Origin of the sequence: Roseibium aggregatum IAM 12614 (assembly GCF_000168975.1) — a bacterium.
Taxonomy (GTDB): Bacteria; Pseudomonadota; Alphaproteobacteria; order Rhizobiales; family Stappiaceae; genus Roseibium; species Roseibium aggregatum.
On sequence record NZ_AAUW01000008.1, the window covers coordinates 253,550 to 271,331 of the forward strand.

At 58.4% G+C, this 17,782-nt stretch carries 8 protein-coding genes; 5 read left to right on the forward strand and 3 right to left on the reverse strand.

Going from position 1 to position 17,782, the window contains the following annotated elements:
* The first annotated feature begins 61 nt into the window (after nucleotides 1–61).
* The 4 genes from SIAM614_RS13080 to SIAM614_RS13095 are packed head-to-tail and all read left to right on the forward strand — an operon-like array spanning nucleotide 62 to nucleotide 5,283.
* Nucleotides 62–1,411 (forward strand): capsule biosynthesis protein, encoded by a 1,350-nt coding sequence (locus SIAM614_RS13080; protein WP_040440078.1) that lies wholly within the window; start codon nucleotides 62–64, stop codon nucleotides 1,409–1,411.
* The gene (locus tag SIAM614_RS13085; protein ID WP_006935137.1) at nucleotides 1,395–2,717 is read left to right on the forward strand and encodes a capsule biosynthesis protein; all 1,323 of its coding nucleotides are present in this window, start codon (nucleotides 1,395–1,397) and stop codon (nucleotides 2,715–2,717) included. The genes SIAM614_RS13080 and SIAM614_RS13085 overlap by 17 nt, the downstream gene beginning before the upstream one ends.
* Nucleotides 2,714–4,453, forward strand: a complete 1,740-nt coding sequence (locus tag SIAM614_RS30555; protein WP_081455245.1) for a capsular polysaccharide export protein, LipB/KpsS family — start codon at nucleotides 2,714–2,716, stop codon at nucleotides 4,451–4,453. The genes SIAM614_RS13085 and SIAM614_RS30555 overlap by 4 nt, the downstream gene beginning before the upstream one ends.
* 20 nt (nucleotides 4,454–4,473) lie before the next feature.
* A complete protein-coding gene (locus tag SIAM614_RS13095) occupies nucleotides 4,474–5,283 on the forward strand; it encodes an SDR family NAD(P)-dependent oxidoreductase (RefSeq protein WP_006935140.1) in 810 nt (269 codons plus the stop codon).
* A gap of 73 nt (nucleotides 5,284–5,356) precedes the next feature.
* Here SIAM614_RS13095 and SIAM614_RS13100 read toward each other — a convergent pair whose 3' ends face one another.
* The 3 genes from SIAM614_RS13100 to SIAM614_RS13110 all read right to left on the reverse strand — a co-directional run bounded on the left by SIAM614_RS13100 (nucleotide 5,357) and on the right by SIAM614_RS13110 (nucleotide 16,258).
* Nucleotides 5,357–6,712 (reverse strand): aminotransferase class I/II-fold pyridoxal phosphate-dependent enzyme, encoded by a 1,356-nt coding sequence (locus SIAM614_RS13100; RefSeq protein WP_006935142.1) that lies wholly within the window; start codon nucleotides 6,710–6,712, stop codon nucleotides 5,357–5,359.
* A gap of 26 nt (nucleotides 6,713–6,738) precedes the next feature.
* A complete protein-coding gene (locus tag SIAM614_RS13105) occupies nucleotides 6,739–14,349 on the reverse strand; it encodes a type I polyketide synthase (protein ID WP_040440080.1) in 7,611 nt (2,536 codons plus the stop codon).
* 370 nt (nucleotides 14,350–14,719) lie between these two features.
* Nucleotides 14,720–16,258 carry a trimethylamine methyltransferase family protein gene (locus SIAM614_RS13110; RefSeq protein ID WP_006935144.1) on the reverse strand — a complete coding sequence of 513 codons (1,539 nt, stop codon included), beginning with the start codon at nucleotides 16,256–16,258 and terminating at the stop codon, nucleotides 14,720–14,722.
* 380 nt (nucleotides 16,259–16,638) lie between these two features.
* Here SIAM614_RS13110 and bmt point away from each other — a divergent pair, with 380 nt between their 5' ends.
* Nucleotides 16,639–17,667 carry a betaine--homocysteine S-methyltransferase gene (gene bmt / locus SIAM614_RS13115; RefSeq protein WP_006935147.1) on the forward strand — a complete coding sequence of 343 codons (1,029 nt, stop codon included), beginning with the start codon at nucleotides 16,639–16,641 and terminating at the stop codon, nucleotides 17,665–17,667.
* The last annotated feature ends 115 nt before the right edge of the window (nucleotides 17,668–17,782 follow it).

Here is a 17,782-nt window from a genome sequence, read left to right on the forward strand (position 1 = left end):
GAAGATTTAACGGCTCAGATAAACAACATGGGCCGTTAAAGCCGGTAGGTTGGCAGATTGCATGGTTTCAGTCAGTTCAATGGTGGTGCTGTTTCTGCAAGGGCCGCCTGGTGTTTTTGCGCGAACCATTGCCGACAGTCTTGAAAAGGCGGGAGCGTCGACACGCCGAGTCAACCTGTGTGCAGGTGACTGGATCGCTTGGCACGACCGCAGGTGTACGTCCTATAGAGGGTCGTTGCGCAACTGGCCCGACTGGCTGCGAGCCTACTGCCAGGAACAGAAGATCACCCACATCGTTTATTACGCGGACCGCGTGCCCTATCACGTGGCCGCGGCGGAAGTGGGGGGCGAACTCGGAATTACCTGCCTGACCTTCGAAAACGGGTATCTGCGCCCGGACTGGATAACGCTGGAACATTGCGGAATGTCCGCGCATTCCAGGTTCCCGGACGATCCGGACCACATCATGCATGTGGGCAGTAGTCTTCCGGACATCGACCGTCAGCCACTCTACAAATACCCGTTCATCAACGAAGCGGTGAACGAGGTAACCTACAATATGGCCAACGTGATCTTTGCGTTGTCATATCCGAGATATGTCCGGGACAAGCTTTACCACCCGCTGATCGATTACCTGAGCAACATTCCGCGGTTCGCACGGGCGAAGAGCCGGAACAGGCATGCCCACCACGTAATTGACGACATCATCGCAACCGGCTTGCCCTATTACGTCTTTCCCCTTCAGCTCCAGAGCGACTATCAGCTTCGCTACAATTCCCAGTACGACCATATCGCCGATGCCGCGGAAGAAGTGATCAAGTCCTTTGCCGGAAACGCTCCGTCCTCGGCACGCCTGGTTTTCAAGGTGCACCCTCTGGACAATGGCATTGAGCCTTGGGGACGTATCCTGCGGACGCTTGCCAAAAAGTACCGGGTGAAAAAGCGTGTGTTGCTCGTGGATGGGGGCAACCTGAACCGACTTCTGGAACACGCATCAGGTTCTCTGACAATCAACAGCACCACAGGTCTGCACGCTCTCAGAGCGAATTGCCCCACGAAGGTCCTCGGGATCGCGCTTTACGACATCGCAGGCCTGACGTGTCAGAACCCTCTCGATGAGTTCTGGCGGAACCCGACGATGCCGAATCAGGAGCTGCTGGATGCGCTTGAGCGGCTGCTCGCAGCGTCCATTCAGGTCAAGGGGTGTTTCTACACCAAGGAAGGAAGGGAAGCGGCTGCCGATCTTATGGCAGAGCGGATGATTGCCGATACGGTGAATCTGCCGCAAGCCTTCTGCGAAACACCGCCGCGCTTGCAAAAAGCACAGGCGAGAGGGATCGCGACAACTTTTTCCGAACAGTTGGAGCGGCGCGGAAAAACCGAAAGGTGGACGCATGTCTGGCGTGGCTGAGCACTCTCCGGCAACGGAAATTCGCTCGAACGCTGAAAGACAGGTCCTTTTTCTGCAAGGACCTTTATCTCCACTCTACAAGCTGACAGGGGATCGCCTCGAAGCCTTGGGCTTCGGTGTTCACCGGATCAACTTCTGCGCCGGTGACTGGCTGCATTGGCATGGAAAGGGTTGCGTCAGCTTCAAGAGGCGGCCGACCGAATGGCCGGCCTTCATAGAAGACTATCTGCGCACTCACGGAATAACCGATCTCGTCCTTCACGGAGATCAGCGCCTTTACCATCGCGTCGCAATCGAAAAAGCGATCCAGCAGGATGTCTATGTCGCCGTCACGGAGCTCGGGGCTTTGCGGCCCGGTTGGATGACGCTCGAGCGCAATGGGCTTTCCACCCTCAGTCACTTCCCCTCCGATCCGGTTTCAATAATGCGCATTGCCGAAGCCGCAGGTCAGGTGGATCTCACACCTAAGTATCCTTCCAGCTTTTGGCTGCAGACAGCACCTGATGTTGTCTACAATCTGACCAATGTTTTTCTGAAGCCTCTGTTTCCTGCCTATCAGCGCCATACGATCTATCCGCCCATTCAGGAATATTTGAGGGGGGCGGTGAGGCTGTTAAAGGAAAAACGGAGAAACCAGGCTGCGGAACACTTGCTTGCAAGTTTGCGGGAAAAGGCGGTTCGTTATTATGTGCTGCCATTGCAGCTTGAAGGAGATTTTCAGCTTCGCAGACATTCGCCATTCGACAGTTTCGAGCAGGTCCTCGAGATCGTGTTCCAATCCTTGGCCGAAGAGGCGCCGGAAGACGTCCATATTGTTCTGAAAAGCCACCCGCTCGACGTCGGCTTTGAAGACTGGCCGGGCGTTTCAAAAAGGTTGGCGGACCGCTTTGGCGTCGGGGACAGGGTTCATTTTCTCGATGGTGGAGGCCTCGCGAAGCCATTTGAAGAAGCATTGGGTGTCGTGACGCTGAATTCAACCGCCGGACTTGAAGCCTTGCAGGCAGGCCTGCCGGTGAAGACACTGGTGCCTGCCCACTACGATATAGCCGACCTGACCCACCAGGGCGATCTTGCAACCTTCTGGCATGACCCGGTCTATCCGGATACCGATCTGCTTTCCGCATACATTCAGGCCCTCGCTGCCTCGACGCAGGTTCGTGGGTCGATCCACAATGCCGAAGGTGTGGTGGTTGCTGCGGACAACATTGCCCGCAAGGTTGCCATAAGGGACTTGAATTCCTTCGGTTCCTATGTCGATCCTCCACCGAGGCTTGCAAGGGCGCGTGCGCTCGGGGTGCCGTTATGATCGGTTGGTTGAAACGGCAAGGATCGATGGTCAGGATCGTCGACCCTGACCTTCGTCCATTGGCAGACCGACTGCAGGCGGCTGTAGAGGCTCGACTTGTGGAGAGCATCGGCAGCAAACCGTTCGAAGCCAGGTGGCTGAGGAATGTTCATCTGCCCGGCAAGGCGAATTCTGATGCCGGCGGCGCTCTTCTGATCCTGGAGGGGCCGACACCGCATCAAGCCCGTCGCCTGCCGTCCAGCCTCATCCTATTGCCGCTGAACGATTCAGACCAGGAAGGCCGGTCTCTGACGAGCATTGCCTGTGATGAATTGCTTCGGCAGTTCAATAAATCAGACGAGAACAACACGTCGGTCTGCGATTTCACTGGGACTTGGCGCGAGCGTTCGCTTTCCTGCGCTGCGGCGGGCGAAACCGGCAGGCTAGGAGGCGATGGTGTAATTCTGGAGAAGATACTGGCTGGCGGAGAAGGGCAATCAGAGGGGGGGACGTTCTGGACCGAACTTCTGGAGAAGGCAGCTCGTGAGCAGATAACCATCGACAGGCTGTTGAACTGGGTTCTCTCGTGCCGGACCGCCTGGTTCTCTCCTTATACCAACGATCTTCTGCGCCCTGATGAAGCGATAGAGATCTTCACGCTGATGCAGGAGCACTGGCAGGACAATTCTGTGCCCGGGCATTGCTACGGCGCGCAGTATTGGAACCATCCCTCCATCAATGCCACCTTTTCCGGAAAAGGCGGTGCTGTCACATTTCATGATACCCAAGAGGCCGCCGTCTCAGCTGCCCGAACCGACGGTGGGCGCATATACTCCTGGGCTGGCCGAACCGATACGACCTTCGAGGCGCTTTGCAAACGCAATGCAGTGCCGCTGTCTCGCATAGAGGATGGTTTCTTGCGATCTGTCGGTCTTGGAGCAGGCCTTGCGAGGGGCGCAATGCTGGCGGTCGACGACCTCGGGATCTATTATGACCCCTCACGGCCCAGCCGGCTGGAAGGTCTGCTGAAGGAATACGAGCTTTCGCCTGCCGAGCGACGGCGGGGCGAAGCACTGATCGACCTCATCATTCGCGCTCGGGTTTCGAAATACAACTTCGGCAAATCGCAGAAGTTTGCCTATCCGGCTGGCAGGGAAAAGATCCTGGTGCCGGGTCAGGTAGCTGACGATGCGGCTATCAGGAAATCCAGGTCAGCAACAATCGACTGCGCCAACACGCCGAACGTCAATCTTGACCTGTTGCGTCTTGCGCGAGACCGTCACCCGGACGCGTTTCTGGTATTCAAGCCACATCCCGATGTCGAAACAGGTTTGCGCAAGGGGCGGGTGCCCCGCGAGACCGCCTTGCAATACGCCGATGACATCGCCGAAGATGCAAATATCATCGATCTCATCGAGGCTGTGGACACCCTTGAAACCTTTTCGTCTTTATCCGGCTTCGAAGCCCTTTTGAGAGGCAAGAAGGTGTGCGTTCATGGAGCGCCCTTTTATGCAGGTTGGGGGCTTTGCCAAGACCTGACGGAAATTGAGGGCAGAGGCAGGAGCCGCACCTTGCCTGAACTCGTCTATCTGGCGCTTGTAAAATACGCCCGCACAATCGATCCGGTGTCCTTGTTGCCTTGCACCCCTGAATTTCTGGTAACGAGACTTGCTGAGCAGAGGACGGACAAGCGGCATCTTCTTGTGACCTCGATCAAGCGGCATTCGTCTTGGCTGGGCAGAAAACTTGGAATCTAACCCTTACGGGAGAGGCGAGAATGGCAGGCGAAACGCAGAAGGTCATCGTGTTGACCGGTGCCAGCGGAGGCATAGGACAGGCGCTTGCGCGTGAATTCGCTGGCCCTGGCATATATTTCGCCCTGATTGCACGTGACCAAACCCGGCTTGAAGCGCTTCTGAAGGAAATCCGGACGCTTGGAGCCGACGGAGAGATCAACGCTGTCGACATTCGTGATCGCGACGCACTTCACGGCTACCTGAGCGATCTGGAAAAACGGCATCCACTGGATCTGGTCATTGCAAATGCCGGCGTTACGGCAGGGCTTGGTCCGGACCGGACGCGGGAATCGGACGCAGACAGCGATCGGCAGATCGATGTGAACTATCGCGGCGTGGTCAACACCATCTCCGGGGTCGTCGATGGGATGCAGAAACGCCGCAAGGGACAGCTGGTGCTCATTTCCTCACTTGCCGGAATGCGTGCCTTGCCGGATATGCCAAGCTACAGTGCCTCCAAGGCGGCGCTTATTGGCTACGGCCATTCCCTGCGCGGCTGGTTGAAGCCCTTCGGTGTCTCCGTGACGATCATCTGCCCCGGTTTTGTGACGTCACCAATGTCCGCCCGCCACAAGGGCGCAAAACCTTTTGAAATGCCGGCCTCGAAAGCTGCAACTTTGATGCGGCGGGCCATTGACTGTCGCAAGCCATTTTACGCATTTCCGTTTTTGCTTGCCTGGGGAATCCGGCTTCAAAACCTGCTGCCGACGAAGATCGGCGATCTGTTCATGGGCGGTTTTGACGTGACGATTGATCAGGACCCGCGCTACCGGGAAGGTTCGGACAAGTAGTCTCCGGATCCGTCCGGACACGACAAAGACGCCGTGTCCGGGAATTGCGCCAGGAGTTCTAACTCCTGCAAGATTAGCGTGTCGCCTTGATCAGCCTGTCGACGGCCGTTCCGTCTGCACGCATCGCGTCCAGTTCCGAAGCAGTGGTTTCAACGGCACGACGGATCTGGTCTTCCGTGTGTTCGCTCGTGATGAAGAACCGAATTCGCGCGGATTTCTCCGGAACCGCCGGGAAAATGATCGGAAGAGCGTTGATTCCCTTTGCGAGCAAACGATTGGAAAGCGTTGCCGCACTTGCAGAATCGCCAACGATAACCGGAACGACCGCATAGCCTGCACTGGGGCCGGTGTTCAGTCCGGCTTCCTTGGCGAGCTTCAGAAAGAGTGCACCATTCTTCTGCAGTTTTTCCACCCTCTCAGGCTCCTGCTCAAGCAGTTCGGCAGAGGCAATGGCCGCCCCGGCGAGCGCGGCGGAAAGGCCGACGGAAAATACGAAGCCCGGAGCCGACACCTTGAGATAGTCGCACAGGACCTTTGACCCGGCGATATAGCCGCCACAGGACGAGAAAGTCTTGGAGAGGGTGCCCATCCAGATCTCGACTTCCGTCGGGTCTATTCCGAAATGTTCGGCAATGCCCTTGCCGGTCTTGCCGAGAACGCCGATGGAATGTGCTTCATCGACCATCAGCCAGGCGTCATACGCCTGTTTGAGCTTCACCACACGTTTCAGATCCGGGAAATCTCCATCCATCGAATAGAGACCTTCCACGACGACCAGCACCTTGTCGAACTTGTGCCGATGATCTGCGAGCATCTTTTCCAATGCATCGAGGTCATCATGCGGAAAATTCATGCGGGTGGCGCCGGACAGGCGAACGCCTTCGGCGATGGAATTGTGGACAAAGGAATCGGTCAGAACCAGATCGCCTTTGTTTACCAGATGGCCAATTGTCGTGACGTTGGTGGCATGCCCGGACACCATCACGATCGCTGATTCAACACCGTGGATTTTGGCCAGTGTTGCTTCAAGCTCTGCATGGAAGGGCCGCTCGCCAGCAACGATCCGGCTTGCGGAAACGCTTGTGCCGAACTTATCGACATAGGCTTTTGCAGCTTCGTTGACTTTGGGATGCCCGTTAAGGCCAAGATAGTTGTAGGACGCGAAATTGTCGTAGTTGCTGCCGTTTATGAAACTGGTTCCCGCAGCAAGCCCGTCGTGGGGGCGGAAGAACGGGTTTTCAATTCCCATCATGTCTGCCGCAGCCCGGTGCATTTGCAACTGCTTGACCTGCGGAAGCTCCTTGAAGTCATAGACCTTGCGCTTCGGCGCTGGTTGCGGGCGCGACGTCGAAGACGCCGTCCGTCCGCGCGCTGAACGGCGGTTGGCTTTCAAGCTGTCCATCAGCTTGGCGCGATCATCAGCGGCCATACCAGTTTATCCTTTTATGAGGCCGCTTACAGGAAAGAACCAAGTTCGCGGCTCTTGTTCTCAACTTCAGTGGCGATATCGGAAAGGTCTTCCGTTTCCTGACGCTGGTCATCCACATGCAGGCTGGCAAGCTGCTGTGCCTCATCCGAAATTCCGGAGGCATTTTCTTCGCCCAGAACCCGGTTGGCAACTCGGCCAGACAAGTCGATCAGAGTTGCGCCGTTCGCCAGAGACATCAACGGAATGTCGATCCCAAGCTGCCGTTCCGCACTCATGCGCAGTTCGAGAGCCATCAGCGAATCCATGCCGATATCGGACAGCGGCTTGTGCGGATCAATTTCCTCGGGAGCAATCCGCAGGATCTTGCCGATTTCTGCAGCCAGAAGCTTTGCAACTGTCTGAGCGGCGGTGACCTGATCCATGCCTTCGAGCATGGCTGCCAGGTTGATCGCTCCGTCCGCACCGGTCTCGTCCTCGTCGCCAAGACCAAGCAGGCCGACAAGAGGCGTTCCTACGAGAGCCAGATCTTTCCGCGCTGCCTGCCAATCGATACGTGCATAGCCCAGGGCGGCAAGGCCGGTGTCTTCCTGTGACGGCTGCACCATAAGCGCCATCAGGCCATCGAGCGCTTCCTTGGCGGTCAGGGCGTGGCGTCCGAGCTTGCGGGACAGCATCTCGTTGACATCTTCGTTGCGGGCAAGATAGCCGGCGTCGGAGATCGCTCCCCAGGCAACGGCAAGCGCTGGTCGGCCTTCGGCGCGGCGTTTGCGTGCAAGCCCTTCCAGGTAGCCGTTGGCGGCAACATAGTTGGCCTGACCAGGATTGCCGACAAGCGTCGTAGCGGAGGAATACAGCACGAAGTGGTCGAGCGGATCGTCGGCCGTCAGCCTGTCCAGAAGCTCCGCACCACGCACCTTGGGTGCCAGCACTCTCGTCAGGCCATCGTGATCCATGTTGGCGATCAAAACGTCATTCAGCACCATTGCGGTGTGGAACACGCCTTTGATCGGGCGTCCTTCTGTCCGGATTTCCGAAAGCGCTTTCTTGACGGCAGCTTCGTCCGTGATGTCGCAAGCGTACCCCTTGATGGAGACACCGCGCTTGGACAGTTGCCCAATGACTTCTTGAGCCTCTTCGCTGGAAGCGCCGCGGCGGCTGAGAACCGCAAGCGACTTGGCGCCGTGATCGGCAAGGCGATGAAGCAGTGCGGCACCGAAGCCACCGAAACCACCGGCAACGAGATAGACAGCGTCACCGTCAAACGAGATTTCACGCTTGGTCGGAACGTTTTCGGGAACTGCCGGCGGGCGGATGACGATCTTGCCGATATGTCCGGCCTGCTGCATCAGGCGGAACGCATCGACCACATCTGCAGCTTCAAAGAGGCGATGCGGCAAGGGCCGCAGCGTTCCGGCTTCGAAGAGCTCGACAAGCTTGACGAACAGATCGACGGCCAGCTTCGGTTGGCGCGTCAGAAGCTGGTCGGCGTCGATACCGAAGTAAGTCAGGTTCTGACGGAACGGACGCAGACCGATCCGGGTGTTGCCGTAATAGTCGCGTTTGCCCAGTTCCAGGAAGCGGCCGAACGGTTTCAAAACCTCGATGCTGCGTTCCATGGCCTCGCCAAACAGCGAGTTGAGAACCACATCGACGCCTTCGCCGGACGTTTCCTCCATGACAGCATCAACGAACGCCAGGCTCCGGGAATCCAGAACAACGTCGGCCCCAAGCAGTTTCAGCGTGTTGCGCTTGTCTTCCGAGCCGGCTGTGGCGATGATTTTTGCACCGCGCCACTTGGCGATCTGCAAAGCCGCCAGGCCGACACCACCGGCGCCGCCGTGGATCAGGACTGTCTCACCCTCGGAGAGCGCTGCCAGATGCACAAGGGCATAATAGGCCGTGAGGAAGGTAACCGGGATGGTAGCGGCTTCTTCTGCGGAAACCGTGCTCGGCATCGGCGCACAGCCGCTTTCGTCGACCGTGACATGAGAGGCAAAGCAGGCCGGAGCGAAGGTAATGACCTTGTCGCCCGGCCGGAACCGGGTCACGTCCGGCCCGCAGCCGACAACATGACCGCAGCATTCCATGCCCAGTGTCGGTCCTGCAAAGCCATCCTCGAGGGCTTCTTCCGGCAGCAGGCCAAGTGCCCACATAACATCGCGGAAATTGAGACCGCTGGCTTCAACGGCGATTTCCACATCCTTGCCTTCAAGCGGCTTGCGCTCAACTGCGTGCCAGGCGAGCTGGTCCAGGGAACCCTGGCGCAGGATATCCAGCCGCATGGCCGGTTTCGCGCCTTCCGGCAACGTAACGCTTGAAAGGACACCACCTTTGACAAGGCGGATGCCGGAGCGCGTCTTGCTGTCGAGAACGATTTCCCGTTCGCAATTGGCCACCAGGATCTCGTCGGCCACACGGGCCGCGGCTATCCCCGGTTCCAGATCCGGCGAAACGTCGATCAGCTTCAGGTTCGCGTCCGGGTATTCGTTCATGACCACACGGCCGAACGCCCAGATACCGGCCTGCTCGGGAGCGGCGGGTTTGCCGCCGGCAATATCCTGGGCACCGGCAGGAGCCAGAAGCGTGAATTCACCACCATTTGGACCCAGCGCCTTGAGCAAGGTCATCAGGCTGAAGGCACGGCTATCGACAGAGGCGAGAGCATCAGCCGGAGCGGCATATGCGCCGAGCAGATGAACGACACGGCCATTGTGTTCAGCTACGAGCGCGTTGAGCGCTTCGTCTTGCGCGTGGGCGTCGCCCTTATCGCCAAGCGCAACGCTCCAGATGTCGTCGCCGAGCTGTTCGGTAACTTCGCCTGGAACCAGAAGGGTTGCCGCATGACCTTTTCGGTTCAGACAAGCCTTAAGGCCTTCTGCGAGGCGGTGAGACGCACCCTCGGAGCTGGTCAGGAGCAGATACTTCTTCTCCTCGGCCTCAGCTTCGGGTGCTTCCTCGCCGGTGTTGTCCGTCGCTTCCTCGACACGCTCGCCAGCACGTGCGCAGATGAGATCAGCTTCGATCAATGCGCTCTTGAGTGGTACGGTCTGAACGTCTGTCAGGCCGGCAGTTTCCAGGGCCTTGGTCCAGTCAGCCTGCTGCTTGGAAATCGGGAATTCGGCAGTTGCGCCTTCGTCCCACCAGGAAGAGCCGACCCCCATGATAAGGTCGGTGAGCGGGTGCGGCAGCGGTTCTGCGCCCAGCACAAGCCCGCCGGGGACGATGGATTTCGTGAAACGCTTCAGCGTGTCGGCATCGATTTCGGCAAGAGACGTGTCGAACAAAACGATGTCGAAATGCCGGTCGAAGGTGAAAGAAGTCTCTCCCGGCTCGACAAATTCGGTCGCCGAGCTGCCCTGCCAAAGCCGCTCGCCGCGTCCGACTGCAGACGAAGTGGCGTCTGTCACCGTCAGCGCCATGTAGGTGGGATCAAGCACCGCGTCGATCGCCGCCGCGACTCCGCTGCTGGCACCAACCAGAAGCACTCTGAGTGCCTGGTCACTCGGCCAGCCGTCGATCAGGCTTTCTACGCCCGCTTGCAAGGCGGACGAGAGCGCGCGCTTCGCCGGAGACGACGTGCGGTAAGCCTCGAACAGGCTTGAAGAATATTCCTTGCCGGAAGCTTCTTGCAGACCAAATTTGAGAATATCTGGCAACCCGGTCCAAAGACGGGCGAGCAAGGCTGCTTCGGCAATATGTTCGCCGCCACCATCGGTCAGGGCTTGCAGAAGCTCAGATGCATCCGGATTGCCGGACGGGTCCGTAAGCTCGAAGCCATCGTCGCTTTCCGTGCAGACACCGCTCTCGACCAGCCAGCCGAAGAGGCTTGCTGCCAGAGGGATCGCGCTTTCGTGCAACTCTCCAGCCTCGACAAGCGCGCCCAAATCAACCTGTCGATCCGCAAAGAGATCGAAAAGAGCCTTGTGCGCAATCGTTCGTCCAAGAGCTTCGATGAGAACCCTGCTGTCATCGAGTTCCTGATCGTCCGAGCCCAGCAGATCTAGGTTGCCGGCCAATGCGGGCAGACCTTCGAAGGTCTCCTGAAGCGGGGAAACGCGGTCCTGTGCGGGGAGAAGTGTTGCAATCTGTCGGTAGACCAGATCGTCGGGGCGCGTGTCCTGACCAAGGGTCACTGCTTTGAAGCGGGTCTTGGTGAGGCGGGCGATTGTCAGGCCTTCGGCATCCAGGAACTCGAAGCTTGCCTCGATCGAACGCGGCGAGGCCTTGGTCACCTCAATGCGCACGGAAGCCGGAAGAGTTTCCGGTGCCAGAAGACGCAAGGTGCCCAGACGGATCGGCAGGAAGGAGGTGTTTTGCGGTACGTCCTTGACGCCGTCCAGCAACGCAAACAGGCCGTGGAAACCGGCATCCACCAGGGTCGGGCAAAGAGAGAACTCGTAATCGGCAAGGCACTCGTCCTGCGGCAGCAGCGTGACGGTCGCGCTTGTGTCCGAGTGTTTGACGACTTTTTCCGCGCGGCGGAAAGCCGGCCCGTAGTTAAGACCGAAGCTCTTGGTGACCGTATAAAGCGTCTCGTGATCGAGTTCCGAAACGACGCAATCACTTGTCTTCACCCACGGGATTCTGGATGTCGTCGAGGGCGTCAGGAACGTTCCACGGGCGTTCAATGACCAGTCGTTGTCGGACAGGCGCGGACGCGACAGGATCTCGATCACATGGTCGTCTGGCGAAATGCGGACCTGGGTCTCCCACACTTCGTCGCCTTCGATCACCAGCGGGCGCAGAATGTCGAAATCACGCAGTTCGATCTGGTCGCTCCGGCTCCAGCGGAGCGCGGCGCGCAGACTCATCTCGATGTAGCCCGCAGCCGGAAAGACGATGCTTTCCTCGACCTTGTGATCCTGCAGGAAGGGGAGGGCGCCGCTGTCGATATGGCTGAACCACTCGGCCGTATCCTGACGCAGCCGGTATCCGAGCAACGGCCAGGTCTGACCGAACATGAAATCGACGCGCTCGGGGCTGTTTTCCGGGCGATACTCGGAATTTTGCCAGGGATAGGACGGCAGCGGAGCCAGATGGCCAGGCCGTTCCCCGACGAACCGGACCAGATCGGTCTGACCGCCATGGGCGAGAACGGACGCCGCGATCCGATCAAGCGGATTGCCTTCGCTCGCAACCGCCTTCTTGGAGGGCTCTTTCAGGGTTTCCAGAACCTTGGCCTTCTTGCCCTTCGCCCGGAGAACATCGTTCACATAGGTGCCAAGGACAGGCTTCGGGCCGATCTCGATCAGGACGGAGAAATCATCTGCTGCCATGTTTTCCATAGCGGTAGCAAAGCGTACAGGCTGACGAACGTTGTGCCACCAGTATTCGGCATCGACGCGCACATCGCGCTCATCCGGCGTGACGGTCGAGTAAAACGGCAGGAAAGCGGTGGTGGGCGAAAGGCCTTCCAATGCCGTAAGAAGTGGCTTCTCGATCGGGTCGACCAAGGCACTGTGGAAGGGGTACGCCAGGTTGAGGCGGCGCATGGCCCACTTTTTCTTGCGGGCAAATTTTGCGAAGGCGTCAAGGCTTTCGCTGTCGCCGGAAATGGTGACGCTGCGGGGGCTGTTGTCTGCGGCAAGTTCAAGCTTGGGCAGACCGCTTTCCTTGATTGCGGCAATCGCCTGATCCGCCGGCAGAAGCAGGGCCGCCATCGAACCAAGGTCGCGAACGACTTCCTGTTCACTGGAACGGGCACGGATGACGCGTACCGCCTGTTCGAGGTCCAGAGCACCAGCACACCAGGCAGCGGCGACTTCACCGACCGAATGGCCCGCTGTACCGGCTGCGGTAATGCCCCGCTGGCGCAGGGATTCCACAATCCCGACCTGGATTGCGAACAGAAGCGGCTGGGCGATTTCGGAGCGCTCGAGATCGGCTTCAAGGTCTTCTGCAAAAAGCGTCGTGACGAGAGACCATCCGCTCAGACCCATGAAGATCTTGTCGACCTTGTCGAAAGCAGTCCGGAAGGCGGTGTCAGCCTGATAGGCTTCCTGGCCCATGCCTGCCCATTGAGAGCCGTTCCCGGAAAAGACAAATCCGACCTTCGCATTTGCCTTGATGACGCTGCCAGAGACGAGATCGGTGTTTTCTTCGCCGGTTTCTGCAAACGAACGCAGCGCGTCGAGTTTCTCTGCTTTCGTCTTGCCGAGCACGACCAGACGCTCGGACAGCAGATCGCGGCCATGAGCGCTCGAGGCAATGACGTTCCCCGCGGTTTCATCCGCTTCGCTGTCCAGACGGTCGGCGAATTTTCCGGCAAGTTGCTGCAAGGCTTCCTTGGACCGGGCACTGATCACGAGAGGCGCTTCGACCGGCGCTGCCGAATCTGCGCTGGAAACGGGATCCGGATCGCCGATAACGGCGTGCGCATTGGTCCCGCCAAAGCCGAAGGAGTTGACCCCTGCAAGTCTGCGGCTGCCGTCGCGCTCAAGAGTTATATTTTCGCCGGCGACCTTGAGGTTCAACTCGTCAAAGGGAATATCCGGGTTGGGAGTCCTGAAGTGTAGCGATTGCGGCAGCAGATCTTCCCGCAGAGCCATGAGCGCCTTCAGAAGACCGACGAGGCCCGAAACAGGCTCAAGGTGTCCGACATTGGTCTTGACGGACCCGATGGGCAATGCCTTTTCGCGCTTCTGGCCGATAACCTTGCCAAGTGCATCGGCTTCCGCAGGATCACCAACGCGGGTGCCCGTGCCGTGTGCCTCAACGAAGGCGAGGTCCTCCGGATTGATTTCCAGGCCTTCGTAAATTTCGCGCAGAAGATCTGCCTGCGCGTACGGGGAGGGCAGCGACAAACCGACGGTTCGGCCGTCTGCGTTGATGCCGGTTGCCAGAAGCTTGCCGTGGCTTTTTGCGCCTTCCGGGATGCCCGCACGGGCGGAGCGCAGAACAACAACTGCACCGCCTTCCGAGCGAACGTAACCATCACCATTGGCATCGAATGCCTGGCAGAGGCCGGTCGGAGACAGCATCGTGGCGCGGGAGAAGCCGACGAAGGCAAAAGGGCTGAGCAGAAGACTGACGCCGCAGACGATGGCGGTGTCTATCTGACCGGACTCAATGGCGGAAACCGCTTCGTGCAGGGCAACGATGGACGAGGAGCAGGCGGTGTCGACCGTGAAGCTCGGGCCACGAAGGTCATAGATGTAGGAAATACGGTTGGAAACGATCGACAGTGTGTTGCCGGTCATGAACTGCATGTCGGCCATGGCCGGATCGACCAGGAAGCGATGGTGGTAATCCAGCGAGGACGCACCTACATAGACGCCGGTATTTGATCCTGCCAGGTCGCTCGGACGGATGTTCGCGTGCTCGAGAGCTTCCCAGACCAGCTGCAGCAGCAGGCGCTGCTGCGGATCCATCTGCACGGCTTCACGCGGGGAGACGCCGAAAAATGACGGGTCAAATCCCCAGACGTCGTCAAGCTGTCCGGCGGCCCAGGTGTAGCTCTTGCCCGAGGTGCTTTGAACCGGATGGCCGAACCGGGCAAGGGGCCAGCGGTCATTGGATACGGTTGTGACAGCACATTTGCCGTTTTTCAATAGCGACCAGAATTCGGCAGAATCATTGGCGCCGGGAAGCCGAGTAGAATAACCAAGAATATCGATGTTTGATGTAAGCGACGCCACAGAACAACCTGTTTTTATTAGTTAGGAACAGTCAAGCTATTGAGTTACATGAGGAAACTTAAAAATTGTAAACAGTCATTCGTGCAAGCTCCCTCGAGATAATTCGAAGACCGGCGCGACCCAGTCCCAGTGCTGCCTTGCGTAAGCTTATCCCATGCCAAACAGCGTTTCCAGCTACCTTGCGAACGCAGGGTTTGGCAACCTTTATCCCATGCAGAATTGCTGGAAAAGGCTACATACATAAAAAAACGTAGTTCTTCTGAGTGTTGTTAAAAAGCGTGGCAGCTTTGCAAGAGCAAATTTAGAAATTCACCATGAAAACAAACGCCCCGCGAAATCGCGGGGCGTTGCTGGTTTATTGAGCAGAGTATCAGACGTTGCTGTCTGGGAAGGAGGCTTTGCGCTCGGTCATGAACGCTATCAGGGCCTCGTCAATGGCAGGGTCCAGTTCAGGGCCGGTATAGCCCGCCAACTGTTCCTTCCAGCGGGCGTTGGCCCGTTGCGCGGCATTCAGTTGCCCGTCGGCAAGCCATTGCTCGTAGGAGTTGTTGTCCGCGATGGAGGACCTGAAGAAAGCGCTCTCGAAATTACGCTGCGTGTGCGCGGCCCCAAGGAAGTGACCGCCCGGACCAACTTCCTGAAGTGCGTCCATCGCAAGGGTTTCATCGGAAATCTCGATGCCCTTGGCCAGGACATGCATCATGCCGAGCTGGTCCGCATCCATCACGAATTTTTCGTAAGACGAACACAGACCGCCTTCCAGCCAGCCGGCCGCATGCAGACAGAAATTCACACCCGATTGCAGCGTGGCCAGAATGGTCTGGGCCGATTCCTGCGCGGATTGGGCATCCGGCGTCTTCGAGGCTGTGAACGAACCGCCCGAACGGAACGGCAGGTTTAGCCTGCGGGCGAGTTTGGCAGCACCGTTGAGAAGCAGGGAGCCTTCCGGGCTGCCGAAGGTCGGAGCGCCGGACTGCATGGAAATCGAGCTGACAAACGCACCGAAAACAACCGGGGCACCGGGACGAATCAACTGGGTCAGCGCACAGCCTGCCAGGGCTTCGGCCAGTACCTGCGACAGTGTGCCGGCGACCGTAACCGGGCTCATGGCGCCTGCCAGGATGAACGGTGAAACGATACAAGCCTGATTGTGCCGGGCGTAGACCTTGAGAGCGCCAAGCATGGTCGCATCGTAGACCAGAGGCGAATTGGCGTTGATCAACTGGATCATGACGCAATTCTGGTCGACGAACTCCTCTCCGAAGGTGATCTGCGCCATCTTGACGGAGTCTTCGGCGCGCTCCGGCGCGGTGACCGAGCCCATGAACGGTTTGTCGGAGTATTTGATATGGGAATAGACCATATCGAAATGCCGCTTGTTGACCGGCAGGTCGACAGGTTCGCAAACGGTGCCCCCGGAATGGTGCATCCAGGGCGACATATAGGCGAGTTTCACGAAGTTGCGAAAATCTTCAATCGTGCCATACCGCCGGCCCTTGTCGAGATCGGTGACGAAGGGGGGACCGTAGACCGGTGCGAAGACAAGATTGTTGCCGCCGATCTCAACGTTGCGGGCAGGATTGCGTGCGTGCTGGGTGAATTGCGAGGGAGCCGTCTTCACCAGCTCCTGCAGCATGCCTTTCGGGAAGCGGACACGTTCGCCGTCGACTTCGGCACCAGCTTCCTTCCAGATGCCGATGACTTCCGGATCGTCCCGGAATTCGAGGCCGATTTCGGCAAGGATTCGGTCGGTATTGGCTTCGATACGTTCCGCGCCTTCGTCGCTCAGAATGTCGAAGTTCGGAATATTGCGCGAGATATATGGAATGGCCAGGCTGGCGGGGCCGGCTTGCCGGCGTTCGCGGCGTGCGCTTCTTCCTCGACGGCCAGATGGGGCGGCGTCTGACATCTTATGCTCCCAAGATGAGTTTGGTTGCGCTTAGTCTTTCTCAGGAGCCCTGACAACCCGGCTCCATAACCGTCGCGCAATACCGTAAAAGCGTCATGGCGCTTTGTTGCTTCATTTTGACTGGAAAGTCCATTGACTTCGCACCCTGAAAAGTGATTTCGGAAACGGCAGAGAGGCGCGGGAAGACGGTTTACTTCAGACACGTCTCGGCCACCGTTTCAGCGGAGCGATCCGCTGTAAAAGGCTCACCCGGCGATCGCGTTCGGGACCGGGCGCTTTGGAAGAAAAGGCTGCGTATGGATTTCCTTCCGTGGTCTGATATTGCAGGAACAAGCCCCGTATCGGGTACAAACCACACCAACAAGACGAAAGACGACTGAATGTCCAAGCTTGAAGAGCTTCTTGCCGAAAGGGGAGCGTTGCTTGCCGACGGTGCAACCGGAACCAATTTGTTTGAAATGGGCCTGGTTTCCGGTGATGCACCGGAACTGTGGAACACAGACGAACCGGAAAAGATCACCGCGCTTCACAAGTCCTTTGTCGATGCCGGATCCGATATCATTCTGACGAACACTTTCGGCTGCAATCGTCATCGGCTGAAGCTCCATAAGGCGGAAGATCGCGTCAGGGAACTCAATATTGCCGCCGTAAAACTGGCGCGAGATGTTGCGGAAGCCTCGGGGCGCACGGTTCTGATCGGCGGATCTGTCGGACCGACGGGAGAGCTTTTTCAACCTCTCGGCGCACTCAGCTACGAAGAGGGTGTGGCTGCCTTCAAGGAGCAGATGGCAGGGCTTGTCGAAGGTGGCGCCGACATTCTGTGGGTGGAAACCATGTCTGCCGTTGAAGAAATGAAGGCGGCTGCGGAAGCTGCGCAGAATTTCGACGTGCCGCTGGTTATTACCGCAAGTTTCGACACGGCTGGCAAGACGATGATGGGCCTGTCCCCCAAAGGCTTGGGTGACCTTCAGGCGCAATTTGCCTGTACGCCTGTTGCAATCGGGTCCAATTGCGGGGTCGGAGCCTCGGATCTGCTGGCGGCCATCATGGACATCACCGAAGCCTATCCGGATGCCATCGTCGTTGCGAAAGCCAACTGCGGCATCCCTCAGATCAAGGGCGATGAGGTGATCTACACGGGCACCCCGGAACTGATGGCCAAATACGCGCATATGGCACTTGATGCGGGCGCGCGGATTGTCGGAGGTTGCTGCGGCACGTCGCCGGTCCATCTTGCGGCAATGCGTGCGGCGGTCGATGCGCATCAGGCAGGTGTCCGGCCCACGCTTGATGAGGTCATTGCCGAAATCGGCCCGCTTGTGTCCCCACCGAACAAGGAAGCCGATGCAGCCCGCGCAGAAAACGACGGATCGGGTTCCGGACGGCGCAGGGGCCGCCGGCGCGGCTAGAGTTTGCCTTTGAGCTACAAAACAAAGCTCTCGCTTCTGTCTGCGGCCAGAAGCGAGAGCTTTTCATTCAGAACGGATCACGACCTGCGGGAGATCCGCAACCGCGTCAGGCGCA